General features: G+C 73.0%; 23 protein-coding genes and 2 pseudogenes. 20 read left to right on the top strand and 5 right to left on the bottom strand.

Features of this window, described 5'->3' with window-relative positions; translation table 11 throughout:
• The 13 genes and pseudogenes from ACWCQ1_RS36010 to ACWCQ1_RS35950 form a co-directional block, all read left to right on the top strand.
• Window positions 1-367: pseudogene (locus tag ACWCQ1_RS36010) on the top strand (SulP family inorganic anion transporter); the annotation flags it as partial.
• A gap of 100 nt (window positions 368-467) precedes the next feature.
• Window positions 468-1,256 carry a slipin family protein gene (locus ACWCQ1_RS36005; RefSeq protein ID WP_133041544.1) on the top strand — a complete coding sequence of 263 codons (789 nt, stop codon included), beginning with the start codon at window positions 468-470 and terminating at the stop codon, window positions 1,254-1,256.
• Between the two features lie 45 nt (window positions 1,257-1,301).
• On the top strand, window positions 1,302-1,856 hold the full coding sequence (locus tag ACWCQ1_RS36000; protein WP_451028247.1) for a YbhB/YbcL family Raf kinase inhibitor-like protein: 555 nt from the start codon (window positions 1,302-1,304) through the stop codon (window positions 1,854-1,856).
• A gap of 17 nt (window positions 1,857-1,873) precedes the next feature.
• Window positions 1,874-2,731 (top strand): PPK2 family polyphosphate kinase, encoded by an 858-nt coding sequence (locus ACWCQ1_RS35995; RefSeq protein ID WP_451028246.1) that lies wholly within the window; start codon window positions 1,874-1,876, stop codon window positions 2,729-2,731.
• Between the two features lie 28 nt (window positions 2,732-2,759).
• Window positions 2,760-4,280 carry an FAD-dependent oxidoreductase gene (locus ACWCQ1_RS35990; RefSeq protein ID WP_358598619.1) on the top strand — a complete coding sequence of 507 codons (1,521 nt, stop codon included), beginning with the start codon at window positions 2,760-2,762 and terminating at the stop codon, window positions 4,278-4,280.
• An 83-nt stretch (window positions 4,281-4,363) separates the two neighbouring features.
• Window positions 4,364-5,206 carry a polysaccharide deacetylase family protein gene (locus ACWCQ1_RS35985; RefSeq protein ID WP_358598622.1) on the top strand — a complete coding sequence of 281 codons (843 nt, stop codon included), beginning with the start codon at window positions 4,364-4,366 and terminating at the stop codon, window positions 5,204-5,206.
• A gap of 31 nt (window positions 5,207-5,237) precedes the next feature.
• Window positions 5,238-5,417, top strand: a complete 180-nt coding sequence (locus ACWCQ1_RS35980; RefSeq protein ID WP_358598625.1) for a hypothetical protein — start codon at window positions 5,238-5,240, stop codon at window positions 5,415-5,417.
• A 14-nt stretch (window positions 5,418-5,431) separates the two neighbouring features.
• Window positions 5,432-6,157: an aminoacyl-tRNA hydrolase gene (locus ACWCQ1_RS35975; RefSeq protein ID WP_451028249.1), complete on the top strand. Its 726-nt coding sequence runs from the start codon at window positions 5,432-5,434 to the stop codon at window positions 6,155-6,157.
• Window positions 6,158-6,329: 172 nt separating this feature from the next.
• A complete protein-coding gene (locus ACWCQ1_RS35970; protein ID WP_451028245.1) occupies window positions 6,330-7,115 on the top strand; it encodes a DUF4142 domain-containing protein in 786 nt (261 codons plus the stop codon).
• A 123-nt stretch (window positions 7,116-7,238) separates the two neighbouring features.
• The gene (locus ACWCQ1_RS35965; protein WP_451028244.1) at window positions 7,239-8,642 is read left to right on the top strand and encodes a DUF692 domain-containing protein; all 1,404 of its coding nucleotides are present in this window, start codon (window positions 7,239-7,241) and stop codon (window positions 8,640-8,642) included.
• A 113-nt stretch (window positions 8,643-8,755) separates the two neighbouring features.
• Window positions 8,756-9,529, top strand: coding sequence for a DUF4142 domain-containing protein (locus tag ACWCQ1_RS35960; RefSeq protein ID WP_133041536.1), 774 nt, complete (start codon window positions 8,756-8,758; stop codon window positions 9,527-9,529).
• A 100-nt stretch (window positions 9,530-9,629) separates the two neighbouring features.
• Window positions 9,630-10,391 carry a TIGR04222 domain-containing membrane protein gene (locus tag ACWCQ1_RS35955; RefSeq protein WP_133041535.1) on the top strand — a complete coding sequence of 254 codons (762 nt, stop codon included), beginning with the start codon at window positions 9,630-9,632 and terminating at the stop codon, window positions 10,389-10,391.
• 161 nt (window positions 10,392-10,552) lie between these two features.
• Window positions 10,553-12,172 (top strand): alpha/beta hydrolase, encoded by a 1,620-nt coding sequence (locus ACWCQ1_RS35950; protein WP_358598640.1) that lies wholly within the window; start codon window positions 10,553-10,555, stop codon window positions 12,170-12,172.
• On the opposite strand, the gene hemQ is transcribed toward ACWCQ1_RS35950, so the two are convergent.
• On the bottom strand, window positions 12,173-12,904 hold the full coding sequence (gene hemQ, locus ACWCQ1_RS35945; protein ID WP_208784068.1) for a hydrogen peroxide-dependent heme synthase: 732 nt from the start codon (window positions 12,902-12,904) through the stop codon (window positions 12,173-12,175).
• Between the two features lie 5 nt (window positions 12,905-12,909).
• Window positions 12,910-14,364: a protoporphyrinogen oxidase gene (gene hemG / locus ACWCQ1_RS35940; protein ID WP_451028243.1), complete on the bottom strand. Its 1,455-nt coding sequence runs from the start codon at window positions 14,362-14,364 to the stop codon at window positions 12,910-12,912.
• 160 nt (window positions 14,365-14,524) lie between these two features.
• Between hemG and ACWCQ1_RS35935 the strand changes: the two genes are divergently transcribed.
• The 3 genes from ACWCQ1_RS35935 to ACWCQ1_RS35925 are packed head-to-tail and all read left to right on the top strand — an operon-like array spanning window position 14,525 to window position 17,092.
• Window positions 14,525-15,514, top strand: coding sequence for a DUF4349 domain-containing protein (locus tag ACWCQ1_RS35935; protein ID WP_451028242.1), 990 nt, complete (start codon window positions 14,525-14,527; stop codon window positions 15,512-15,514).
• Window positions 15,515-15,544: 30 nt separating this feature from the next.
• Window positions 15,545-15,676 (top strand): hypothetical protein, encoded by a 132-nt coding sequence (locus ACWCQ1_RS35930; protein ID WP_451028241.1) that lies wholly within the window; start codon window positions 15,545-15,547, stop codon window positions 15,674-15,676.
• Between the two features lie 27 nt (window positions 15,677-15,703).
• Window positions 15,704-17,092: an FAD-dependent oxidoreductase gene (locus ACWCQ1_RS35925; protein ID WP_358598652.1), complete on the top strand. Its 1,389-nt coding sequence runs from the start codon at window positions 15,704-15,706 to the stop codon at window positions 17,090-17,092.
• Window positions 17,093-17,173: 81 nt separating this feature from the next.
• Here the strand turns inward: ACWCQ1_RS35925 and ACWCQ1_RS35920 are convergent, their stop codons facing one another.
• A complete protein-coding gene (locus tag ACWCQ1_RS35920; RefSeq protein ID WP_358598654.1) occupies window positions 17,174-17,494 on the bottom strand; it encodes a hypothetical protein in 321 nt (106 codons plus the stop codon).
• Between the two features lie 125 nt (window positions 17,495-17,619).
• Between ACWCQ1_RS35920 and ACWCQ1_RS35915 the strand changes: the two genes are divergently transcribed.
• Entirely contained in the window at window positions 17,620-18,432 is an 813-nt protein-coding gene (locus ACWCQ1_RS35915; RefSeq protein ID WP_358598657.1) for a rhomboid family intramembrane serine protease, read from the top strand.
• A 13-nt stretch (window positions 18,433-18,445) separates the two neighbouring features.
• Here the strand turns inward: ACWCQ1_RS35915 and hemE are convergent, their stop codons facing one another.
• Window positions 18,446-19,504 carry a uroporphyrinogen decarboxylase gene (gene hemE, locus ACWCQ1_RS35910; protein ID WP_451028240.1) on the bottom strand — a complete coding sequence of 353 codons (1,059 nt, stop codon included), beginning with the start codon at window positions 19,502-19,504 and terminating at the stop codon, window positions 18,446-18,448.
• A 118-nt stretch (window positions 19,505-19,622) separates the two neighbouring features.
• Between hemE and ACWCQ1_RS35905 the strand changes: the two genes are divergently transcribed.
• The 3 genes from ACWCQ1_RS35905 to ACWCQ1_RS35895 all read left to right on the top strand — a co-directional run bounded on the left by ACWCQ1_RS35905 (window position 19,623) and on the right by ACWCQ1_RS35895 (window position 22,583).
• A complete protein-coding gene (locus ACWCQ1_RS35905) occupies window positions 19,623-20,291 on the top strand; it encodes a DUF3000 domain-containing protein (protein ID WP_133046039.1) in 669 nt (222 codons plus the stop codon).
• A 212-nt stretch (window positions 20,292-20,503) separates the two neighbouring features.
• Window positions 20,504-21,166 carry a response regulator transcription factor gene (locus ACWCQ1_RS35900; RefSeq protein WP_030939825.1) on the top strand — a complete coding sequence of 221 codons (663 nt, stop codon included), beginning with the start codon at window positions 20,504-20,506 and terminating at the stop codon, window positions 21,164-21,166.
• Window positions 21,167-21,296: 130 nt separating this feature from the next.
• Entirely contained in the window at window positions 21,297-22,583 is a 1,287-nt protein-coding gene (locus tag ACWCQ1_RS35895) for a ribonuclease D (protein WP_358598664.1), read from the top strand.
• 15 nt (window positions 22,584-22,598) lie between these two features.
• Here ACWCQ1_RS35895 and ACWCQ1_RS35890 read toward each other — a convergent pair.
• Window positions 22,599-22,709: pseudogene (locus ACWCQ1_RS35890) on the bottom strand (carbohydrate ABC transporter permease); the annotation flags it as partial.
• Between the last annotated feature and the right edge of the window lie 188 nt (window positions 22,710-22,897).

The following is a 22,897-nucleotide window of genomic DNA, read 5'->3' as shown; positions in this document are numbered from 1 at the left end:
CCGGGGCGAGGCGCTGATCCTCGTGGTCACGGCCGTCTCGATCGTCGCGGTCAACATGTTCGAGGGCGTGCTCATCGGTCTGGCCCTGTCCGTGGTCAAGACCGCCTGGGAGGCCTCGCACCTCAGGACCGAGATCGTCGACAAGGGCGCCGGTCCCGTCCAGGTCCATCTGACGGGCAACGCGACCTTCCTCAGGCTCCCGAAGATCCTCGACAGCCTGGAGGCGCTGCCCCAGGACCGCCCGGTGGAGCTGGACCTGTCCGGACTGCACCACCTGGACCACGCCTGCCGTACGGCACTGGAGAACTGGGCCGAGCGCCACAGCGCGGTCGGCACCGAACCGGTGCGGGTGACGACGGCCGCATGAGCACCCCGGTGGCCGGTCCCGGACCCTCGTGGCCCGGGACCGGCCACCGGGCATATCGTTGCAGAAGCAGACAGAAAGACCTCTCCCCGAGGGGGTCGTGATGGTCCCTGAGCTGGTGACAGCCGTCGTCGCGGCCGGAACGGCCGGGCTCGTCTACGCCGCCGCGGCGGCGCGCGTCGTCAAGCAGTACGAGCGCGGGGTGCTCTTCCGGCTCGGGCGGCTCGGCGGTGAGGTGCGCAGTCCCGGCTTCACGATGATCGTCCCGTTCGTGGACCGGCTGGCGAAGGTCAACATGCAGATCGTCACGCTGCCGATCCCGGCCCAGGAGGGCATCACGCGGGACAACGTGACGGTGCGGGTGGACGCCGTCGTGTACTTCAAGGTGGTCGACGCGGCGGCCGCGCTGGTCAACGTCGAGGACTACAAGTTCGCCGTCTCCCAGATGGCGCAGACCTCTCTGCGTTCGATCATCGGCAAGAGCGACCTCGACGACCTGCTCTCCAACCGCGAGAAGCTCAACCAGGGCCTGGAGCTGATGATCGACAGCCCGGCCATCGGGTGGGGCGTGCAGATCGACCGGGTGGAGATCAAGGACGTCTCGCTGCCGGAGTCGATGAAGCGCTCCATGGCCCGCCAGGCCGAGGCCGACCGTGAGCGCCGCGCCCGCATCATCAACGCCGACGCCGAACTGCAGGCCTCCAAGAAGCTGGCCGAGGCCGCCCAGCAGATGGCGGACACCCCGTCCGCGCTCCAGCTGCGGCTGCTGCAGACCGTCGTCGCGGTGGCCGCCGAGAAGAACTCGACCCTGGTGCTCCCCTTCCCGGTGGAGCTGCTCCGCTTCCTGGAAAGGGCTCAGGAACACCCACAGGACCACCACCTGGAGAAGTGACCACGCCGCTGGCGGGCCGCGGATCGCGGGGCTAGCGTTCCGTGCATGCGGCGCACGGTGGTGATCGTCGGTGTGGCGATGGCGGTGGGGCTCGTCCAGGGCTGCGGGGACGGCGCCGCGGGTTCCTCCGCGCCCTCGCCCGCCGCCGGCCGACGTCTCACCGTCTCCAGCCCCGCCTTCGCCGAGGGCGGCACGATCCCGCGGCGCCACACCTGTGACGGCGAGGACGTCTCCCCGCCGCTCGCCTTCTCCGGCCTGCCCCCGGCCACCGTCACCCTGGCCCTCCTGGTCCAGGACCCCGACGCCCCGCACGGCACCTTCACCCACTGGCTGCTGTGGAACGCTCCCCCGGACCGGACCAGGTGGCTCGCCGGCCAGGTCCCGCGAGGAACGGTCCAGGGCCGCAACGGCTTCAAGCGGACCGGTTACGGCGGCCCCTGCCCGCCCGGGGGAGACCAGCCGCACCACTACGCCTTCACGGTCTACGCCGCCGACCGCACCCTCCAGCTGCCCTCCGACGCCTCGCCCGACGACCTGGGGCGCGCACTCGCCGGCCACACACTGGCCTCGGGCACCCTGACCGGCCGTTACGGCCGCTGAACGGAAGGGACACTCCCGTGGCCAAGGACGGAAGGAACCAGGATCTGCGCACGCTGCTGCGCGTGCCCGGCGGTGAACATCTCGACCTGGCCGAGTACGACACCCGGCACGGGCCGGCGAGCCCGAAGGACAAGGCCGCGGGGCGCGCGGAGACCGCCCGCACCGGCAGGCGGCTGGCCAGGCTCCAGGAGCGGCTCTGGGCGGCCGGCACCGCGGGCGACCGGCGCCGGGTGCTGCTGGTGCTGCAGGGCATGGACACCAGCGGCAAGGGTGGCACGATCAAGCACGTCGTCGGGCTGTTCAACCCGGCCGGCTGCCGGACCATGGGCTTCAAGGCACCCACCGCCGAGGAACGCGAGCACGGCTTCCTCTGGCGCATCGAGAGGGAACTCCCCCGCCCCGGCGAGATCGGCGCCTTCGACCGCTCCCACTACGAGGACGTCCTCGTCCCCCGCGTCCGCGCCCTCGCCCCTCGCGACGAGATCGAGCGCCGCTACGACGAGATCAACCGCTTCGAGCAGCGCCTGGCCGACGACCGGGTCACCCTCGTCAAGTGCTTCCTGCACATCTCCTTCGAGGAGCAGCGCCGCCGTCTCCTCAGGCGCCTGGACCGCCCCGACAAGCGCTGGAAGTTCAGCCCCGGCGACATCGACGACCGCGCCCTGTGGCCCTCCTACCAGGAGGCGTACGAGATCGCCCTGCACCGCTGCTCCGCCCCGCACGCCCCCTGGTACGTGATCCCGGCCGACCGCAAGTGGTACCGCGACTGGGCCGTGGCACGGCTGCTCCTGGAGCATCTCCAGGCGCTGGATCCGCAGTACCCGGAGCCGGCGTTCGACCCGGACGCGTGCCGCGAACGGCTCCTGGAACACTGACCCCCGCCGGGCTGGGTACCCGGCCGCCATGAACGAGGACCAGCACGTCAACGGCTCGTACTGGCTCGAGACCGCCCCGGGCCCCGACCATCCGCCGCTCACCGAGGACCTCACGGTCGACGTGGCCGTGATCGGCGCCGGGATCGCCGGACTGAGCACCGCCTGGGAGCTGGCGCGGGCCGGCAGGTCGGTGGCGCTGCTGGAGGCCGACCGGGTCGCGGCCGGTGTCACGGGCCACACCACCGCCAAGCTCACCGCGCTGCACACGCTGATCTACGACAAGCTGCGCCGCACCCGCGGCCCCGACGGCGCCCGGCTGTACGCCCGCTCGCAGAGCGAGGCCGTCGAGCATGCCGCCGAGGTCGCCGAGGAACTCGGCGTGGACTGCGAGTGGGAGCGCCGCGACGCCTACACCTATGTCTGTGACGCGGCCCGGGTGGAGGAGCTGCGGGCCGAGGCGGCCGCCGCGAGCGAGGCGGGGCTGCCGGCGTCGTTCACGACGGACACCGGGCTGCCGTTCCCGGTGGCGGGCGCGGTGAAGGTGACCGGACAGGCGCAGTTCCATCCGCGCAAGTACCTGCTGGCGCTCGCCGAGGACCTGGTCCGCCGGGGCGGGCGCATCCACGAGCACACCACGGTCACCGGCCTCGACGAGGGCGAGCCGTGCCGCGTGGCGACCGCGTCCGGGGCGACGGTGACCGCCCGGGACGTCGTGGTCGCCACGCACTACCCCATCTTCGACCGGGCCCTGCTCTTCACCCGTCTCTCCCCGCGCCGCGAACTGGTCGTCGCCGGGCCGCTCCCCGTCGACCGGGACCCCGAGGGCATGTACATCACGCCGGACGAGGGCACCCGGTCCGTGCGGACGGCGCCGTACGGCGAGGACGGGTGGCGGTTCCTGGTCGTCACCGGCGAGCACTTCACGCCCGGCACCGGAGACACCCGGAGCCGCTTCGAGCGCCTGACGGCCTGGGCCCGCGACCACTTCCCGGACGCCGACCTCACCCACCGCTGGGCCACCCAGGACAACGACCCCACGGACACGGTGCCCATGGTCGGCCTGCTGCACCCGGGCGCCCGGCACGCCTACGTCGCCACCGGATTCGGCGGCTGGGGCCTGAGCGGCGGCATCATGGCGGGCCGGCTGCTGAGCGCGCAGATCCTGGGCGAGCCGTGCGCGTGGAGCGAGCTGTACGACCCGCGGCGGCTGCGGACGGCGGTGCGCGAGGCGCCGACGTTCCTCAAGACGCAGGCCGAGGTGGCCCGGCACTTCGTCGGCGACCGGCTGCGTCCGGTGCCGCCGCTGGAGTCGCTGCCGCCGGGCGAGGGCGCCGTGGTCCGCGCCGGACACGACCGGGTCGCGGTGTACCGGGACGACGACGGCAGCCTGCACGCGGTCTCCCCGCGCTGCACCCACCTCGGCTGCTTGGTCTCCTTCAACTCCGCGGAACGCGCCTGGGAGTGCCCCTGCCACGGCTCCCGCTTCGACAAGGACGGCAAGGTGATCCAGGGCCCGGCGACCAGGCCGCTGGAGCGCCGGGACATCTGACCGGGTGACCTGACCGAGTGACGCCGACCAGAACACCACTCCCATAACCCTACAAATAAGGCAATCAGCTCTACGTTCGTACGGTGATCGCTCCCGTACGACGTGCCGCCGCCCTCTGCGCCCTCGGCACCGCCCTGACCGCCTGCGGCACCGTCAAGGCCCCGCACGCCGCCCACCCGGCCCCGGCCGCCACCTCCGCCGCGCCCTCCCGGCCGCCGACCCTGGCCCCCGGCCCGGGCGGCCTGACGCCGGTCTTCAGGAACGGCCCCCGCACCGACGGGAAGGTCGTCGCGCTCACCTTCGACGCCGACATGACGGCCGACGAGGGCAAGCGGGCCGCGGCGGGCGAGCGGTTCGACAACCCGCAGCTCATCGCGGCGCTCCGGGCGCTGAAGGTGCCGGCGACCGTCTTCATGACCGGGCGGTGGGCCGACGAGTACCCGGTGCAGGCGCGGTCCATCGACCGCGACCCGCTCTTCGAGATCGCCAACCACTCCTACAGCCACTACGCCTTCACCGGCGACTGCTACGGCCTGCCGACCGTCACCGGGGACCGGATGCGGACGGACGTGGAGCGGGCGTACACGGCGTTCCGCCGGGCCGGGGTGAGGGACGCGATGCCGTACTTCCGCTTCCCCGGCGGCTGTTACGACCAGCGGGCCCTCAAGGCGCTGGCGCCCGTGGGCGTCACCGCCGTGCAGTGGGACGTGGTGAGCGGCGACGCGTTCGCGACGGACGCGGACGCGGTGGCCCGGCAGGTCCTGGACGGCGTGCGCCCCGGCTCGGTGGTGGTCATGCACTGCACCCGCAGCGCGGCCCCGGTGACCGAGCGCGCGGTGCGGACGATCGTGCCCGAGCTGCGTGCGCGGGGGTACCGGTTCGTGAAGGTCTCGGAGCTGGTCGGGGACACCAAGGGACGCCGGTGAGCGACGTCCGCGAGCGACTTACGCTGGAGTCATGAGCGACGAGTACTGCACGATCGCCGACGCCACGAAGCCGCCGACGGCGGACGGGCCGCCGTACGCCGACTGTGTGCTGTGCCGGGAGCCGACGGAGTACCCGGAGTCGTACAGGGGCATCACGATGTGCCCGGTGTGCGAGTGGCAGGAGGCCCAGCGCGGCGCCTGCTCGGGGTGAGCGGCCCTTTAGAGTTGCCTGGTGTGAGCCCTGATTCAACAGCAACCGGTGACAGTCCCTTCCGGTCCGAGCGCACCGCCCGCGACGAGGCCCCGCAGTTCGTGCTGCCGCTCGTCGTGCGGATGGAGAAGGCGGCGCCGCCCGCCCGTACCGACGCCCTGGAGACCGCCGCCCGGGCCGTGCTCGTCATGCTCAGCGACGAGCGGTCCCTGGGGGACGGCGTGTGGGCCCAGGCCGTGCGGGAGTGGCAGGACGCGCGGATCCGCAAGGTGGTACGGCGGGCCCGCGGGGCCGAGTGGCGGCGGGCCGAGGGGCTGGACGGGATCACCGTCACCGGGAAGTCCGCCGAGGTGCGGGTCTTCCCGCCGGTACCGCTCGACGGGTGGCCGAAGGACCTGGCCCGGCTGCAGGTGTCCGGCACCGACCTCGACGATCCCGAGGCACCGGCCGAGGCCGACACCTCGCAGCCCGTGCTGTGGCTGAACCCGGAGCTGGACATGTCCGCGGGCAAGGCGATGGCCCAGGCGGGCCACGGCGCCCAACTCGCCTGGTGGGAGCTGTCGGACGAGGAACGCGCCGCATGGCGGGACGCCGGGTTCCCGCTGGCCGTACGGACCGCCGAGCGCGGGCGCTGGGCCGAACTGACCAGCGGTGGGCTGCCGTTGGTGCGGGACGCCGGGTTCACCGAGATCGCGCCCGGCTCGTGCACCGTCGTCGCCGATCATCCGGCCCTGCGATGACACGGCTGGACGGAACGGGACGGAGCGGTCGATCGCTTTACCAGTCGTTTAGTTATTTGGCCTTCGCTTGAACAACCGGGCCCACCCCCGCGTACCTCCTGTCACCGGCGCCCGGGCAACTTCCCCGCGCCGTGGTCCAGTTGGTTTCACCCGGGAGGGACCTTTGCAGCGCATGCGGATCAATGGCACGGCCTTCCTCGTCGCGGCCCTCGTCGCCACCGTCGGAGCGATCGCGTTCCCCGTGTGGTCGTACGCCGACCGGTCCGGCACCGGTCAGGCGAACGTGGCGGCGGGGACCGTGAACACCCAGTGGGGCCCGCTCACCGCCGCCGACCGCGATCTGATCGTGCGGGTGCGGCTGGCCGGGCTGTGGGAGCTGCCGGCCGGGCAGCAGGCTCTCGAGCGCGCGCCGAGCCAGGCCATCAAGGACGCCGGCGACCATCTCATCGTCGGCCACACCGACCTCGACAAACGGGTCCGGATCGTCGCGGCCCAGCTGGGCGTCGCCCTGCCGAACCAGCCGAACGAACAGCAGCAGGGCTGGCTGCAGGAGATGTCGGCGGCGAGCGGCGCGGAGTACGAGTACAAGTTCGTGAACCTGCTGCGGTCCGCGCACGGCAAGATCTTCCCGGCGATCGGCACGGTCCGGAACACCACCCGCAACACCCTCGTACGGCAGCTGGCCTCGGACGCCAACCAGACCGTGCTCGACCACATCACGATCCTGGAGAAGACCGGCAAGGTCGACTTCGACGCCATCGCCAACGACGCGGTGGCCGGGACGACCGCCAGCCCGACCGGACCCGCGGCCCCCGTGCCCGGCCAGGTCGCGCCCTCGGCGCCCGCCGCCCAGCCCAGCGCGAACCTGCCGACGACGTCCAGCCCCTCGCCGGGCGCACCCGGCACGGTCAACACCGGGCGGCCGGACCCGGTGGACACGGCGGGCGTCCTCGGGTGAGCCGGGCGGGACGCGAGGAACCTCAAATGTTGCTCTGAAGGTGCGGGCCGCACGGTTCAGGGCAGGGTGCCGGGGCCATACCCCCGTCACGTTCTTCGGGGAGACGGCAGGGAGGGGACGACCATGGAGCGACTGGGCACGGGCATCGGATGGCGACCGGAGATCGCCGACGCCGTGGAGCTGATGCCGGGCATCGACTGGGTCGAGGTCGTGGCCGAGAACGTGTGCCCGGGGCACCTGCCCGACGCGCTCCGGCGGCTGCGGGAGCGTGGCGTGACGGTGGTCCCGCACGGTGTCTCCCTGGGCCTGGGCGGGGCCGACCGTCCCGACGCGGGCCGGCTGACCGCGCTCGCCGAGCGGGCGGAGGCGCTGGCGTCGCCGCTGGTCACGGAGCACATCGCCTTCGTCCGGGCGGGCGGACCGCTGACGGCGTCCCCGCCGCTGGAGGCCGGTCATCTGCTGCCCGTCCCGCGCACCCGGGACGCCCTCGACGTGCTGTGCGAGAACGTCCGCATCGCGCAGGACGCGCTGCCCGTGCCGCTCGCCGTGGAGAACATCGCCGCGCTGATCTGCTGGCCGGGCGAGGAGATGACGGAGGGGCAGTTCCTGTACGACCTCGTCGACCGGACCGGGGTGCGGCTCCTCATCGACGTGGCCAACCTGCACACCAACCACGTCAACCGCGGCGAGGACCCGGCCAAGGCCCTCGCCGAGCTCCCCGTGGAGGCCATCGCGTACGTCCATGTCGCGGGCGGCTTCGAACGCGACGGGGTCTGGCACGACAGCCACGCCCACCCGGTGCCGGACGCGGTCCTGGACGTCCTGACCGACCTCGCGTCCCGGGTGCGCCCGCCGGGCGTGCTGCTGGAGCGGGACGAGAACTTCCCCGAGCCGGGAGTGCTGGAGGGAGAGCTGGCCGCGATCCGGGCGGCCGTGGAGAAAGGACGGGCGGCGGGCGGCGAGCCGGCGCGGGCGGTACGACGGGAGGTGGCGGCGACCGCGGCGGGCACCGGGACAGTGACAGCGGCAATCACCGAGGAACTCCCGGCCGCCGCCCCCTCCCCCGTTGCCGCCGCCCCGGCTCCGCCTCCCGCCACCCCCACGGGCCACGCCGACGGCGCCCGGCAGCGGCTCGCGCTCGCTCAGACCGCGCTGCTGTCCGCCCTCGTCGCCGGGACACCCGTGCCCGAGGGTTTCGACCGGGGGCGGCTCGGGGTGCAGGCGCGGGCGCTCGCCGGGAAGCGGGCCGATGTGGTGGGGAAGGTCGCGCCCGAGCTGCCGGGGATTCTCGGCGAGGCGTACCGGGCCGCGTTCCTGGCGTACGCGCACGGCCACCCCATGACCGGCGGCTACCGCAGAGACGCGCTGGACTTCGCCGAGCATCTGCTGCTGTCGGGGCGGCTCGCGGAGGGGCGGGTGCGGCGGGAGCTGCGCGGCTGGTGGCTGGAGCGGTCGGGGCCGGTGCCGCCCCGAACCGGGCGGGGGCGGGTGGCCCGGGCGGCGCGGCGGGTGCTGTCGCACCGCTGAGCGGCGGAGTGTGGGATACGCCTCCTCGCGGCATCGATGCCCGCACCACGCAGTAACATGCCAGTCCCGCACTCACAACCGACCAGCGTGCGGTGCCGCAGGCAGGAGGCACCATGCGACCGAGACCACCCATCAAGGGCCGGGGCATCGTCAGTGGAACCGGCGTCATCGTCACCGGTCTGCTCGCGACCCTGCTCGCACTGATCTTCCCGATCTGGTCCTACGCCGACCGGTCGGGAACCGGCGTGAGCGTGCTGAACGCTCAGACCGTCGCCACGAACTACGGCCCCCTGTCGGGCCTCGACCGCGACTTCCTCACCAGGGTCCGCCAGGCCGGGCTGTGGGAACTGCCCGCCGGCCAGGAGGCCGAGCAGAAGGGCACCACCCAGGCCGTACGGACGGCGGGGCAGCACCTCGTCCAGGGCCACACCTTCCTCGACCAGCGGGTCCGGGACGTCGCCGCCAAGCTCGGCATCGAGCTGCCCAACGAGCCCACCGCCCAGCAGCGGCAGTGGCTCACCACCTTGAACAAGGCGCAGGGCGTGGAGTACGACCACGACTTCGTGAACATCGCGCGGCTGGCGCACGGCAAGGTGTTCTCGCTGGTCGCCCAGGTCCGCGCGACCACCCGCAACTCCCTGGTGCGCGCCCTCGCGGACGACGCGAACACGACCGTGCTGGACCACATCAAGGTCCTGGAGGCGACGGGCGACGTCGACTGGGACGCCCTCGCGCGCAACATGGCCGCCGCGAGCACTCCCCCGCTGGTCAACTCCCCGGCCCCGCCCGGACCGACGACGGACCCGAGCCCGGCCGTCCCGGTCGCCCCCACGCCGTCCGCGACCTACTCGCTGCCGCCGGCCGCCTCCAGCCCGCCTCCGCAGTAGTCCCGTTCAGGACAAGCGGAACGTCACAGGCAGACAACGCTCCGTCCGGATTGTGAACAAGGCATGGCGCCCGAGAGGGCCTTTGGCATAGAAACGCGGCATGTTCTGGGTCCTCCTCCTGCTGCTGGCCTGGGCCGTCGCCGGCACGGCGTGTACACGGCTGTGCCTGGCCGCCGTACGCGCGGCGGCCGTCGACACGGACCCGCTCCAGCGTGATCTGACGCTCTACGAAGCCGCGTTCCTCTCCGGCGGTCCGCGCCGGGTCGCCGATCTGACCATGGTCTCCATGGCCCGGCAGCGCCGGCTGCTGCTCGCCCACACCGGCTGGGCGACGGTGGTCGACCCGCGCGGACGGGACGAGATCGAGCAGTCGGTCATCGGGGCCATCGGTCCCGAGGGACAGAACCGCATCGCCCCGGTACGCGCAGCGGCGGCCGCCGCGGACGCGGTGGGCAACCTGGGCGACCGTCTCGTGCGCGCGGGACTGGCCGTGCCGGCCGGCTCCCGGACCACCGTCGCGGCCGCGGTGCGCCAGGTGCGGCTCGCCGTGCCGGCGGTCCTGGCGCTGGGCGCGACCGCGCTGCTGGCCCCGGCCCAGCCGGCCATGTCACGGGGTCTGGTCGCCCTGTGGTTCGCGCTGCCGCTCGCACTGAGCCTGAGCTGTCTGGCCATAGCCCGCGTCGAGGCGCACCCCTACTCCCGCTGGGCCTCCCCGGCCGGTCAGCGTCTGCTGGGCACCCTGGCCCGCCGCCCCTCGGACGGCGACGACCGTACCTACCTCACCTGTGTCGCCGTCCGCGGAGTCCATGCGGTCGGCGAGCCGGACCTGCGCGCCGCCTTCGCACATCGCGACCGGGTCTAGGACTGGTCTAGGACAGGTCTAGGACGGTCTTTCGGGTGTGAGCCGTGTGCCGGGGGCGCACGGGGGGCATTGGGGTCGACACCGCCGGGACGGTGCTTGCCTTCGGCGGGGGCCGAAGGAGACTTCCCTTTTGTCGCCGCCGTGCACCGAAGGGATACGCGATGAGAGCAGCCGCCCTCTACTCGGCCGCCGGATCCTTGCTCCTGACCGCCCTCGCCACGGCCGCGGCCGGCGGCGCCCCCGGTGTCCCGGGCACGGCCGAGCTGCGCGGCACGGCGGTGGCCGCCGCGCGGGCCCGGGCCGCCGGTGTCGACTTCGGCGCGTGCTCGAACGCGCAGGACATGCCGGGCAGCCTGGAGTGCGGCACGGTCTCCGTCCCGCTGGACTACGCGGACCCGGGCGGGCGGCAGATCAAGCTGACCGTCAGCCGGGTGCGGGCCACGCACCGCGACCCGCACAACAGCAAGCGCCGGGTGCCCGGACAGGGCGCCCTGGTCTACAACCCCGGCGGGCCGGGCGGCGACGGACTGTACTTTCCGCTGGTCGGCCTGCTGCCGCAGTGGAAGCGCATCGCCGGCGCCTACGACCTCGTCGGCTACTCCCCGCGGGGCGTGGGCCGTTCGGCGCCCCTGTCCTGCGAGGACCCCAAGCGCTTCTTCAAGGGGCCGTCCCTGGCGCCGACGCATCCCTCGCCGTCGTACAAGAGGGAACGCGTCGCACGGGCCAAGGCGTACGCGCGGGGGTGCGCGCAGCGGGCCGGCAAGGCGCTCGGCCACTACACCTCGCTCGACAACGCCCGCGACCTGGACGTGCTGCGGGCGGCGCTGGGCGAGGAACGGCTGACGTTCATGGGGTCGTCGTACGGCACCTACCTGGGCGCGCTGTACGCCACGCTGTTCCCCTCCCACGTACGCCGGATGGTGTTCGACGCGGCGGTCAACCCCGATCCGGAGCAGGTCTGGTACCGCAACAACCTCGACCAGTCGGCCGCGTTCGAGGAGCGCTGGGCGGACTTCCGGGAGTGGATCGCCGAGCACGACGACGTGTACGGGCTGGGCGGCACGGCCGAGGCGGTGCAGTTCAGCTACGACCGGGCGAGCGCGCGGCTGGCGGCCGAACCGGCGGGCGGCAAGGTGGGGCCGGGGCAGCTGCAGGGCGCGTTCCTGACGGCGGGCTACTACGACGACTTCTGGCCGCAGCGGGCCGAGGCGCTGTCGCGGTATCTGAAGGGCGACCCGAAGCCGCTGATCGAGCAGGCGTCGCCGGTGGTGGAGGCGGCGGCCGAGGTGGAGAACACCAACGCGGTCTACACGGCCGTGGAGTGCAACGACGCGCCCTGGCCGACGGACTTCCGGGTCTGGGACCGGGACAACACACGGCTCGCCCGGGTGGCGCCGTTCGAGACGTGGGACAACGTGTGGACGAACCTGCCCTGCGCGTACTGGCCCGCGCCGCGGCAGCGGCCGGTCGATGTGCGTACGGGTCCCGGTGAGGTGCCGGCGACGCTGGTCCTGGCCGCGGAGCGGGACGCGGCGGCCCCCTACCAGGGGGCGCTGGAGTTGCAGCGGCGGCTGTCGGGGGCGGTGCTGGTGACGGAGCGGGACTCGGGGACGCACGGCGTCGCGGGCGGACCGAACCGGTGCGTCAACGCGTATCTGGACGCGTACCTGCTGCAGGGGCGGCTGCCGCGGCGGCATGCTGCCTGCGCCCCGCACGCCGCCCCCGAGCCGACGCGGCCGGACAGCCGCTCCGCGACGGCCCGGCCGGCGGTGGGGCGCTGATCAGGCGAGGCCGGCGATCAGCTCGGCGACGTCCTTGCGGCGGCCCGTGTAGAACGGGATCTCCTCGCGGACGTGCCGGCGGGCCTCGGAGCCGCGCAGGTGGCGCATGAGGTCGACGATGCGGTGCAGCTCGTCGGCCTCGAAGGCGAGGATCCACTCGTAGTCGCCGAGGGAGAACGACGCGACCGTGTTGGCGCGGACGTCGGGGAAGCCGCGGGCCATCTTGCCGTGGTCGGCGAGCATGCGGCGGCGGTCCTCGTCCGGCAGCAGGTACCAGTCGTAGGAGCGCACGAAGGGGTAGACGCTGACGTAGTTGCGGGGCGTCTCGTCGGCGAGGAACGCGGGGATGTGCGAGCGGTTGAACTCGGCGGGGCGGTGCAGCGCCATGTTCGACCAGACCGGCTCCAGGGCGCGGCCCAGCCTCGTGCGGCGGAAGAGGTTGTACGCCTCCTGCAGCTGGTCGCTGGTCTCCGCGTGCCACCAGATCATGAGGTCGGCGTCGGCGCGCAGCCCCGAGACGTCGTAGGTTCCGCGGACGGTCACGTCCTTGGCGGCGAGCTGGTCGAACAGCTCCTGGACCTCGTCGGCGTAGCCCGCGCGGTCCTCGGGCAGCACGTCCTTCAGCCTGAAGACGGACCACAGGGTGTAGCGGATGACCTCGTTGAGGTCCTTGGCCAGCTTGCCCTTGTTCGGGATCCTGGCGGCCTCGGTGGTGGGGGCGTCGTCACTCATGTCCCTCATTCTCCTGCTCCTCCGTGCAGAGACTGCACCGGGTCGGCGGTGAGCTGCTGCTCACCGGTGAGGTCGCCTTCCAACTGGTCGACGGCCGCGTACGCGCCGGCGATGCAGGCCGGGATGCCGACGCCGTCGTACTGCGCGCCGCAGACGGCGAGGCCGGGGAGCTTGGCGATGTGCTCGCGGATGCGGGCCACGCGCGCGTGGTGGCCGACGGGGTACTGGGGCAGCCCGTCGGTCCAGCGCGTGACGCGGGTTTCGAGCGGGGTGGCGTCCAGGCCGGTGGCGGCCCTGAGGTCGTGGCGGGAGACGTCCACCAGGGCGGCGTCGTCGCGCTGAAGGATCTCCGTCTCGCCGTACCGGCCGACGGAGGTGCGCAGGACCAGGACGTCCGGGTCGTCCTCGGCGATCCAGCCCCACTTCTGGGAGGCGAAGGTGGACGCCTTGATGGTGCGGCCGTCGACCGGCGGCACGAGGAAGCCGCTGCTGCCTTCCGGGAGGGCGGTGTCGGAGCGTCGGTAGGCCAGGGTGACCAGGGCCATGGAGGCGTACTCGACGGCGGCCAGCTCGGCGGCGGCCTCGGGGGCCTCGCCGCGCAGCAGGCCGGCCGCGGCCGGGGCGGGCACGGCGACGATCACCGCGTCGGCGTGCAGGACGCGGCCGCCCGCGACCACCCGCCAGCCGCCGGACGCGTCACGGCGCAGCTCCGTCACCGGGGCGCCGGTGACGATCTCGCCGCCTCGCGCGCGCACCGACTCGGCGACGGCGAGCGGGAGGGTGCCGATGCCGCCCTCGATGCCCATGAACACGGGCCCGGTCTGCTGACCGGCCGCCGCCTTCGCCTGGATCTCGCGGACTCCCTCGGTCAGCGAGGTGTGCGTCCGCGCGACCTGGAAGAGCTGCGGAACCGCAGAGCGCATCGAGATGCGGTACGCGTCGCCCGCGTACACACCGCCCAGCAGCGGCTCCACGAGACGGTCGACGACCTCGCGGCCGAGCCGCGCCGCCACGAACTCCCCGACGGCCACGTCGTCGCCGACCTCCGTGCGCGGCAGGTCGGCGTCGCGCCCGATGCGGGCCAGGCCCTCGTCGGAGAGGACGCCCGCGAGCGCGTCCGCGGTGCCCGGTACGCCCATCACATGCCCCTTGGGCATGGGGCGCAGGGCGCCGCGGGTCCACAGCGAGGCCGAGGCGGTGGCCGGCGGCTGGAGGCGGTCCGTGAGCCCCACCTCGCGGGCCAGGCCGACCGCCTCCGGTCTGCGGGCCAGCATCGACTCGGCGCCGAGGTCGACGCGCACACCGGCGATCTCCCCGGGCAGCAGCTTGCCGCCGACGCGGTCCGACGCCTCCAGCACCGTCACACCGGCGCCCCGCCGCAGCAGCCGGTGGGCCGCGGCCAGTCCGGCGACACCGGCCCCGACGACGACCACCCGGGTTCCGGCACGTGATCCGTTCATGGCTCCACTGTCTCAGACGCAACTGACAGTCGTGCCAGGGCCCATGTGGCCCCGCCGAGTCCCTACCGTGACCGCATCGGGACCACCGGAGCCCAACGTCCCGCGCCCTTCCGGCGTCGAAGGAGCGTCAGTCGTCACGACCCTCGGGGGGTACGCCCACATGCGCGCACGACTTTCCGTACGACCTGTCCAGGCCCTGGCCGGACTCCTGCTGGCCGCGGCACTCGCCCTGACCGGATGCAGTTCCGCGAGCGACTCCGGCGGCACCTCCTCCGCCAAGGGCGCCCCCGCCGCCCGGGGCGACGCGCAGGAGGCCGCTCCGGGCGCGAAGGAGGCGAGCGGGGCTCAGGCGCCGAGCGGCACGAAGGCCCGGTCGCCGAAGCTCACCGCGAGCAGCATCATCCGCACCGCCTCCCTGACCGTGCAGGTCAAGGACGTACCGAAGGCCCTCGACAGGGCGCGGACCACCACCGAGAGCGCGGGCGGCTACGTCGGCGACGAGACCACCAGCCGGGACCCGGAGGGCCGCGAGCACACGCGCGTGGTGCTGCGGGTGCCCGTGGACCGCTACGACGAGGTGCTCGCCGACCTCCAGGGCGCGGGCAAGCTGATCGACCGGACGGCGAAGGCCGAGGACGTCACCGACCAGGTCGTCGACGTCGACAGCCGCGTGAAGTCGCAGCGGGTCAGCGTCGCCCGGGTGCGCGAGCTGATGGACCGGGCCACCAAGCTGAGCGATGTCGTCGCTCTGGAAGGGGAGTTGAGCAGCCGGGAGGCCGATCTGGAGGCGCTGCTCGCGCAGCAGGCGTCGCTGAAGGACCGCACGAGCATGGCCACCATCACGCTGTCCCTGTCCGAGACGCCGGTGAAGGCGGCCGCGAAGGACGACGACCCCGGCTTCCTGGACGCGCTGGCGGGCGGCTGGCATGCCTTCGTGACGATGCTGCGGTGGCTGGCGGTGGCCCTCGGCGCGGTGCTGCCGTTCGCCGCGGTGACCGTCCTGCTCGTCCTGGCCTGGCTGCGGCTGATCCGGCCCCGGCTGCCACGCCGCCCGGCCACCGCACCCGCGACGACCGCACTCGGCCCACTGCCGACGGCCCGCCCGGCCCCGGATGCCGCGAACCCGCGCGAGGAGGGCCGACAGGACTGAAATCCCCCGCGCCCGTAGCGGTGGCTGGCGGTGGCCGTCCTGCTTGTCCTGGCCTGGCAGCGGCTGGTACGCCGCCCGGCCGCTGCACCGGCGACGAGCGCGCTCGGCTCCCTGCCGACAGCCGTCGCGGCCCCGCAGGGCACGGGGCCGCCACGGGACTGAAATGCCCTGCCCCCGTAGCGTGTTCGCATGAGTATGAGCGCTGCGCGGGAACGACTGGTGGTGATCGGCGGTGACGCCGCGGGGATGTCCGCGGCGTCGCAGGCACGCCGGCTGAGGGGCCCGGACGAGCTGGAGATCGTGGCGTTCGAACGCGGCCACTTCACCTCCTACTCGGCGTGCGGCATCCCGTACTGGGTGGGCGGCGACGTCGCCGAGCGGGACCAGCTGATCGCCCGCACGCCGGAGGAGCACCGCGCGCGGGACATCGACCTGCGCGTCCGGACGGAGGTCACGGAGATCGACGTGGCGGGCGGCCGGGTACGCGCGCGTGACGTCGATTCCGGCGCCGAGTCCTGGACGTCGTACGACAAGCTCGTGATCGCGACCGGCGCCCGCCCAATCCGCCCGGACATGCCGGGCGCCGACGCCCCGGGCGTCCACGGGGTCCAGACCCTGGACGACGGTCAGGCCCTGCTGGACTCGCTGGCACGCACGCGTGGCCGTCGAGCGGTCGTGATCGGCGCGGGCTACATCGGCGTCGAGATGGCCGAGGCCCTCATCAACCGCGACTACGAGGTCACGGTCGTCAACCGCGGCAGCGAGCCCATGTCGACCCTCGACGCGGACATGGGCCGCCTCGTGCACGAGGCCATGGAGGGCCTCGGCATCACGATGGTGAACGACGCAGCCGTCACCAAGATCCTCACCGACGGGGACGGCCGGGTCCGCGCGGTCGCCACCGAGGACGCCGAGTACCCGGCGGACGTGGTGGTCCTGGGCATCGGCGTCCGCCCCGAGACGGCTCTCGCGGAGGCGGCCGGCCTCCCCCTCGGCGCCCACCACGGCCTGCTCACCGACCTCGCGATGCGGGTGCGCGGTCACGAGAACATCTGGGCGGGCGGCGACTGCGTCGAGGTCCTGGACCTGGTCTCCGGCCAGGAACGCCACATCGCACTCGGCACCCACGCCAACAAGCACGGCCAGGTCATCGGCACCAACGCCGGCGGCGGCTACGCAACCTTCCCCGGAGTGGTCGGCACCGCGGTCAGCAAGGTCTGCGACCTGGAGATCGCCCGCACGGGCCTGCGCGAGAAGGACGCGCGCAGGGTGGGGCTGGAATTCGAGGCGGTCACCATCGAGTCCACGAGCCGCGCGGGCTACTACCCCGGTGCCTCCCCCATGACGGTCAAGATGCTCGCCGAACGCAGAACCGGACGGCTGCTCGGCGTGCAGATCGTGGGCCGGGAGGGCGCGGCGAAGCGGGTCGACATCGCCGCGGTGGCCCTCACGGCCGGAATGACGGTGGAACAGATGACGTCCCTGGACCTGGGCTACGCTCCCCCGTTCAGCCCGGTCTGGGACCCGGTACTGGTAGCTGCCCGCAAGGCGTCAAAAGCGGTACAGCAACGCCGATAGGGGCGCGGGGCCGTATCGGTGTGCGGCTCCGCCGCGTGGGCGCGACCAACCACGAAGCGCCCGCACCCCTACGGCGACCCCTCACGCGCTCCCGTTGATCCGCTCGATCGCCTGCCGCGCCTGCTCCGCCGGAGGCCGCGGCGGCAACGACGACACCGAGGCCGTCGACGCCATCGCCACCGGCTGCTCCCCCGCGGGCTTCGCGTGCGCCGCCGGCCGTGTGGAGCGCAGCCGGTGGCTCACCGCCTCGTCCAGGGTGACGGGCCGCTGCATCTGGGACGCGAGCCGCCCGGCCTCCTGGCCGAGCCTGGCCACGTCTTCCCACGGCAGCCTCACCACCAGGGATATCTCGGCCTCACCGTCGGGAAGAGCATGCATCGGGGGAGTAACTCGGTCGTTCATCGCCTGTTCCTCACGTCGTCCCCGCGGCCCGCCTTCCCCGCGCCGCGGGCGGTTGACGAGTCATACGGACACGCGCGGGCCCACGTTCACCGGTTCGCCCCGCTCATCGGGGGCACTAATCCCTTGTGGTCATCCCCGTTCATGACGTGAACCCGGTCCGCCGCACCCCCTGGGTGACGTACGCGCTCATCGCCGCGAACGTCTTCGTGTTCCTGTCGACACCCGGCATCGCCGGCTCCGTGGCGGGCGGCAGCGACCTGTCGCAGACGTGCCATCTGCAGGCGTTCCTGGATCATTACGCCGCGGTGCCACGGGAGTTGATCCACCATCAGATGCCCCAGCTGGTGCCCACGGGCGACGTGCGCGGCGGTGGCTGTCTGCTCGCCCCGCCGGGCTACGACAAGTCGCCCCCGCTGTCGGTCCTGACGGCGATGTTCCTGCACGGCAGCTGGCTGCACCTGCTGGGCAACATGCTCTTCCTGCTGATCTTCGGCAACAACGTCGAGGACCGCATGGGCCACATCCGCTTCGCCCTCTTCTACGCCGTCTGCGGCTATGCGGCCGGTTACGGCTTCGCCCTTCTCAACGCCGACTCCGGCGACCCCCTGATCGGCGCCTCGGGAGCCATCGCGGGCGTGCTCGGCGCCTATCTGGTGCTGTATCCGAAGGCCAGGGTGTGGGTCCTCGTACCGTTTCTGATCTTCCTGCCGCTACGGCTGCCCGCCTGGCTGGTGCTGGGCTTCTGGTTCGTGCTGCAGGCCTTCTACTCGGCCGGCCAGGGCGTCTCCGCCGCCGGCACCGTGGCGTACGCGGCGCATGTCGTGGGCTTCATCGCCGGCATGCTGCTCGCCTGGCCGCTCAAGCCGGGCACTCCCCCGCCGCCGGAACCGCGCGGCCTGCTGTTCGGCAGGAAGGCGCAGCCCCGGCACACCTGGTGAGCGGCGGAGCGGATCAGCGCGCGGTCTGGGTGTGGACGTACTCCGCGAGCCGGGTCAGCGCGTCGGGGTCGATGGACGGCGTGACGCCGTGGCCCAGGTTGAAGACGTGTCCCTCCAGGCCTGCGGCCGCGTCGAGGACCTCGCGGGTCTTCTCCTCGACCGTCTCCCGGGGGGCGAACAGGACGGTGGGGTCGAGGTTGCCCTGCAGCGCCTTGCCCGGGCCGATGCGGCGGGCGGCCTCGTCCAGCGGGACGCGCCAGTCGACGCCGACGACGTCCGCGCCCGCCTCGCCCATGAGCCTCAGCAGCTCGCCGCTGCCGACGCCGAAGTGGATGCGCGGGACGCCGTATCCGGCGACGGCCTCGAAGACCTTCGCGGAGGCGGGCATCACCGACCGCTTGTAGTCGGCGGGGGCCAGCGCGCCGACCCAGGAGTCGAAGAGCTGCACGGCCGAGGCGCCGGCCTCGATCTGCACCTTCAGGAAGGCCGCCGTGATGTCGGCGAGACGGTCGAGCAGGTCGGCCCAGAGCTCCGGGTCGCCGTACATCATCGCCTTGGCGTTCTCGTACGTGCGCGACGGGCCGCCCTCGACGAGGTAGCTCGCGAGGGTGAAAGGCGCGCCGGCGAAGCCGATGAGCGGGGTGGCGCCGAGCTCGCGGGTGAGCAGGCCGATCGCCTCGGTGACGTAGGAGACGTCCTCGGGGGTCAGGTCGCGGAGCTGGGCGAGATCCGCGCGGGTGCGGATCGGGTGGGCGACGACCGGGCCGACGCCCGGCTTGATGTCGAGGTCGACGCCGATGGCCTTGAGCGGGACGACGATGTCGCTGTAGTAGATCGCCGCGTCCACGTTGTGGCGGCGGACCGGCTGCAGCGTGATCTCCGTGACCAGCTCGGGGCGCATGCAGGACTCGAGCATGGGGACGCCCTCGCGCACCTTGCGGTACTCCGGGAGCGAGCGCCCCGCCTGGCGCATGAACCACACCGGAGTGTGGGGCACGGGCTCCCGGCGGCAGGCCTTGAGAAAGGCGGAGTCGTGCGTGGGGGACGGCGGCTGGGTCTCGTTGGCGCTCACGGGGCAAGTCTGACATGACGCCGACGGGGCTCCCGCCCCGCACGGGGTTACAGCCATGTACACCCGATCCCGGGTGTCTAGGCCCGCACCACGCCCCTGTTCCCCTTAATCTTCCGGCATGGCTGCGGCTCAGGAACGACTGTCGGACGGCGCTGGCGGGATGGATGACGGCAAGGAGGGGGACGGGGACGGGAGCGGGGCTGCTCCGCCGGCTTTCCTCGCGGCGGTGCAGGCCCTGCGCGGCAGCCGGCTGCGGCCCCAGATCGAGGTGGAGCCGACCCGCGCCCCGCAGCGGCTCGCGCCCCACGCGTACGCGCTGGAGGCGACCGTCGTCGACGGCGAGCAGGACCTGGCCGACGGGCGTCTGGTGCTGCTGCACGACCCGTCCGGGCACGACGCCTGGCGGGGCACCTTCCGGCTGGTGACGCTGGTGCGCGCGGAGCTGGAGCCGGAGATGGCCGCCGATCCGCTGCTGCCGGACGTGTGCTGGTCCTGGCTGACCGGCGCGCTGACCGCGCGCGGGCTGTCGTACGGCGAACCCAGCGGCACCGTCACGCGCGCGAGTTCGCACTACTTCGGCGGGCTGTCGGAGCGTCCCGCGGCCTCGCAGATCGAGATCCGCGCCTCCTGGACGCCCCGCGAGGGGCTCGGCGGGGTCCCGGACACGGCCGCCCATCTGGCGGCCTGGTGCGATCTGCTGGCCCAGGTCGCGGGGCTGCCGCCGGCCGGGCCGGGTGACGCGTCGGTGGTGACGTTGCCGCAGCGGCGGGGGCCGCAGTCACGCTGACACGCCCTTTTTGGGCGTCACTTTGTCGATACGGCCACTTTCAATCACGAATCGGCCCTCGAACGAACCGATTCGTTCACCGAACGATCGACCGCGTGTCCGAATTGCTCGTATTGTTACTCACTAAATCGTGATCTTTCCCTAAAGGACCCCGGGTTCGCTGCCGAAGACGACTGTGACCTTGAAAGCCGTCCCGCACCCCAGGAGGCCTGGTGTCCGTTCTCCTCGAGCAGCCCGCAAGCCTGGTCGCCTACCGCCCGAACAAGCCGACCGCCATGGTGGTCGTGGCCGACCCGCGCGTCCGCTCCACCGTCACCCGCCACCTGTGGGCGCTCGGTGTGCGCGACGTCATCGAGGCCTCGTCCATCGCGGAGGCTCGTCCCCGCATCGGCAACCCCCGCGACATCTGCGTCGCCGACGTCCATCTGCCCGACGGCTCGGGCCTCACCATCCTTTCCGAGACCCGCGCCGCGGGCTGGCCCAACGGCCTGGCCCTCTCCGCCGCCGACGACATCGGCGCCGTGCGCAACGCCCTCGCGGGCGGCGTCAAGGGCTACGTCGTCACCGGCACCCGCACCAACGTCGGGCTCCCCACCCGGCCCGGTGCCGCCCCCATCGGATCCGCCGCCGCCCGTATGCACCGCCGCCCCCCGGGTGCCCCGAGCCACCCGGGCGGCTACCGCGAGCTCTCCGGCCGTGAGGTCGAGGTGCTGAGACTGGTCGCGGAGGGCCAGTCGAACAAGGCTATCGGCGTCTCCATGGGCCTGTCCGCGCTCACCGTCAAGAGCCACCTCGCCCGCATCGCCCGCAAGCTCGGCACCGGTGACCGCGCCGGGATGGTGGCCGTGGCCCTGCGCACCGGCATCATCCACTGAGGCGGGCGGGCCCGGTGTCCATATCCGTGAACCAGGGCTTTCGTCGAACTGACTGGTTTGCGACCCTCAGGCGCCTGCCGACGGAACGTTCCATCGGCAGGCGCCGTCCATCCACAGATACCCTTGACATGTGACCGACGCCCAAGAAACCGCAGCAGACGCATCACTGCGAACCACCGGAGGCGCCCCTCCGGACGACGGCGGATCTTCTGACACCGGGGCGCCGATCCCTCTGCTGGAACCGCGCGAGGGCATTCCGCCCGTGATCGCCGACGCCGAGTCGCTGGCCAGGACGATCGCCGCGTTCGCCGCCGGTTCCGGCCCCGTCGCCGTCGACGCCGAACGCGCGTCCGGCTACCGCTACGGCCAGAAGGCCTATCTGGTGCAGCTGCGCCGCGAGGGCGCGGGCACCGCGCTGATCGATCCCGTCGCCTGTCCGGATCTGTCCGGGCTCGGCGAGGCGCTCTCGGGCGTCGAGTGGGTCCTGCACGCGGCCACCCAGGACCTGCCCTGTCTGCGCGAGATAGGCATGGTGCCGACGCGGCTGTTCGACACCGAGCTGGCGGGGCGGCTCGCCGGGTTCCCGCGGGTCGGCCTGGGCGCGATGGTCGAGGGCGTCCTCGGCTTCGTACTGGAGAAGGGGCACTCCGCGGTCGACTGGTCGACCCGGCCGCTGCCCGAGCCGTGGCTGAGGTACGCGGCGCTGGACGTCGAGCTCCTGGTCGATCTGCGCGACGCGCTGGAGAAGGAGCTGGACCGGCAGGGCAAGCTGGAGTGGGCGCGGCAGGAGTTCGACGCGATCGCCGCCGCGCCGCCGGCCGAGCCGCGCAAGGACCCCTGGCGCCGGACGTCCGGGATGCACAAGGTCCGCCGGCGCCGCCAGCTGGCCGTGGTACGAGAGCTGTGGCAGACGCGGGACCGGATCGCACAGCGGCGGGACGTGTCGCCGGGCAAGGTGCTCAGCGACGCGGCCATCGTGGAGGCGGCGCTCGCCCTGCCGGCGAACGTGCACGCGCTGGCCGCGTTGAACGGCTTCGGGCACCGGACGGGGCGGCGCCAGCTGGAGCAGTGGCAGGCCGCCGTGGACCGGGCGAAGGCCCTGACCGAGGCTCAGCTGCCGGCCCCCGGGCAGCCCGTGACCGGGCCGCCGCCCCCGCGGGCATGGGCCGACAAGGACCCCGCGGCCGCGGCACGGCTGTCCGCCGCGCGGGCCGCGGTCTCGGCGCTGGCCGAGACCTTGAACATGCCGCAGGAGAACCTGATCGCGCCGGACACCGTGCGGCGGGTCTGCTGGGAGCCGCCGGCGGTCGTGGACGCCGAGTCGATCGCGGGCGCGCTGGCCGGGTACGGGGCGCGGCCCTGGCAGGTCGAGCAGGTGACGCCGGTCCTGGTGGCGGCGCTGTCCGCCGGGACCTGAGGCCGGTCATCGGCTCGCGCCGCGGGTCTCCCAGTTGGCTCCGAACGGGCCCTTGAAGCGGAACAGGGACGTCGAGATCGCGCCAAGATCCTGCGACGGCATGTCGAGGAAGGGGATGCAGAAGTCCCCTTCACGATCACCACAGTGCGGAAGGTGAAGCCGTCGACGGCGTAGGCGGCCGTTCGGGGCGATCACCGGCGAGGATCCCGGGTGTGACCTTCGCCGCTCCCGCCCGCAGGACTGGGCAGCTACGTTACTCATAAGTAGCATGGGACTGAGCGCGCGCTCAGCGCGGCCGCAGCAGTGCAGATCCC

The sequence above is a fragment of the Streptomyces sp. NPDC002144 genome, from assembly GCF_053593695.1.
Note: the sequence above shows the minus strand (reverse complement) of the source record. Positions and strands in the feature narration are given on the sequence as shown.

Bases quoted from the DNA above. Each gene is read 5' to 3' on its own strand.
- ACWCQ1_RS35905 (WP_133046039.1), top strand. From the start codon at position 19,623: ATGGCTGCGGCTCAGGAACGACTGTCGGACGGCGCTGGCGGGATGGAT.
- ACWCQ1_RS36000 (WP_451028247.1), top strand. From the start codon at position 1,302: ATGCGGCGCACGGTGGTGATCGTCGGTGTGGCGATGGCGGTGGGGCTC.
- ACWCQ1_RS35920 (WP_358598654.1), bottom strand. From the start codon at position 17,494: ATGAACGACCGAGTTACTCCCCCGATGCATGCTCTTCCCGACGGTGAG.
- hemQ (WP_208784068.1), bottom strand. From the start codon at position 12,904: ATGAGTGACGACGCCCCCACCACCGAGGCCGCCAGGATCCCGAACAAG.
- ACWCQ1_RS36005 (WP_133041544.1), top strand. From the start codon at position 468: ATGGTCCCTGAGCTGGTGACAGCCGTCGTCGCGGCCGGAACGGCCGGG.
- ACWCQ1_RS35990 (WP_358598619.1), top strand. From the start codon at position 2,760: ATGAACGAGGACCAGCACGTCAACGGCTCGTACTGGCTCGAGACCGCC.
- hemG (WP_451028243.1), bottom strand. From the start codon at position 14,364: ATGAACGGATCACGTGCCGGAACCCGGGTGGTCGTCGTCGGGGCCGGT.
- ACWCQ1_RS35935 (WP_451028242.1), top strand. From the start codon at position 14,525: ATGCGCGCACGACTTTCCGTACGACCTGTCCAGGCCCTGGCCGGACTC.
- ACWCQ1_RS35970 (WP_451028245.1), top strand. From the start codon at position 6,330: ATGCGGATCAATGGCACGGCCTTCCTCGTCGCGGCCCTCGTCGCCACC.
- ACWCQ1_RS35955 (WP_133041535.1), top strand. From the start codon at position 9,630: ATGTTCTGGGTCCTCCTCCTGCTGCTGGCCTGGGCCGTCGCCGGCACG.
- ACWCQ1_RS35960 (WP_133041536.1), top strand. From the start codon at position 8,756: ATGCGACCGAGACCACCCATCAAGGGCCGGGGCATCGTCAGTGGAACC.
- ACWCQ1_RS35925 (WP_358598652.1), top strand. From the start codon at position 15,704: ATGAGTATGAGCGCTGCGCGGGAACGACTGGTGGTGATCGGCGGTGAC.
- ACWCQ1_RS35965 (WP_451028244.1), top strand. From the start codon at position 7,239: ATGGAGCGACTGGGCACGGGCATCGGATGGCGACCGGAGATCGCCGAC.
- ACWCQ1_RS35980 (WP_358598625.1), top strand. From the start codon at position 5,238: ATGAGCGACGAGTACTGCACGATCGCCGACGCCACGAAGCCGCCGACG.
- ACWCQ1_RS35950 (WP_358598640.1), top strand. From the start codon at position 10,553: ATGAGAGCAGCCGCCCTCTACTCGGCCGCCGGATCCTTGCTCCTGACC.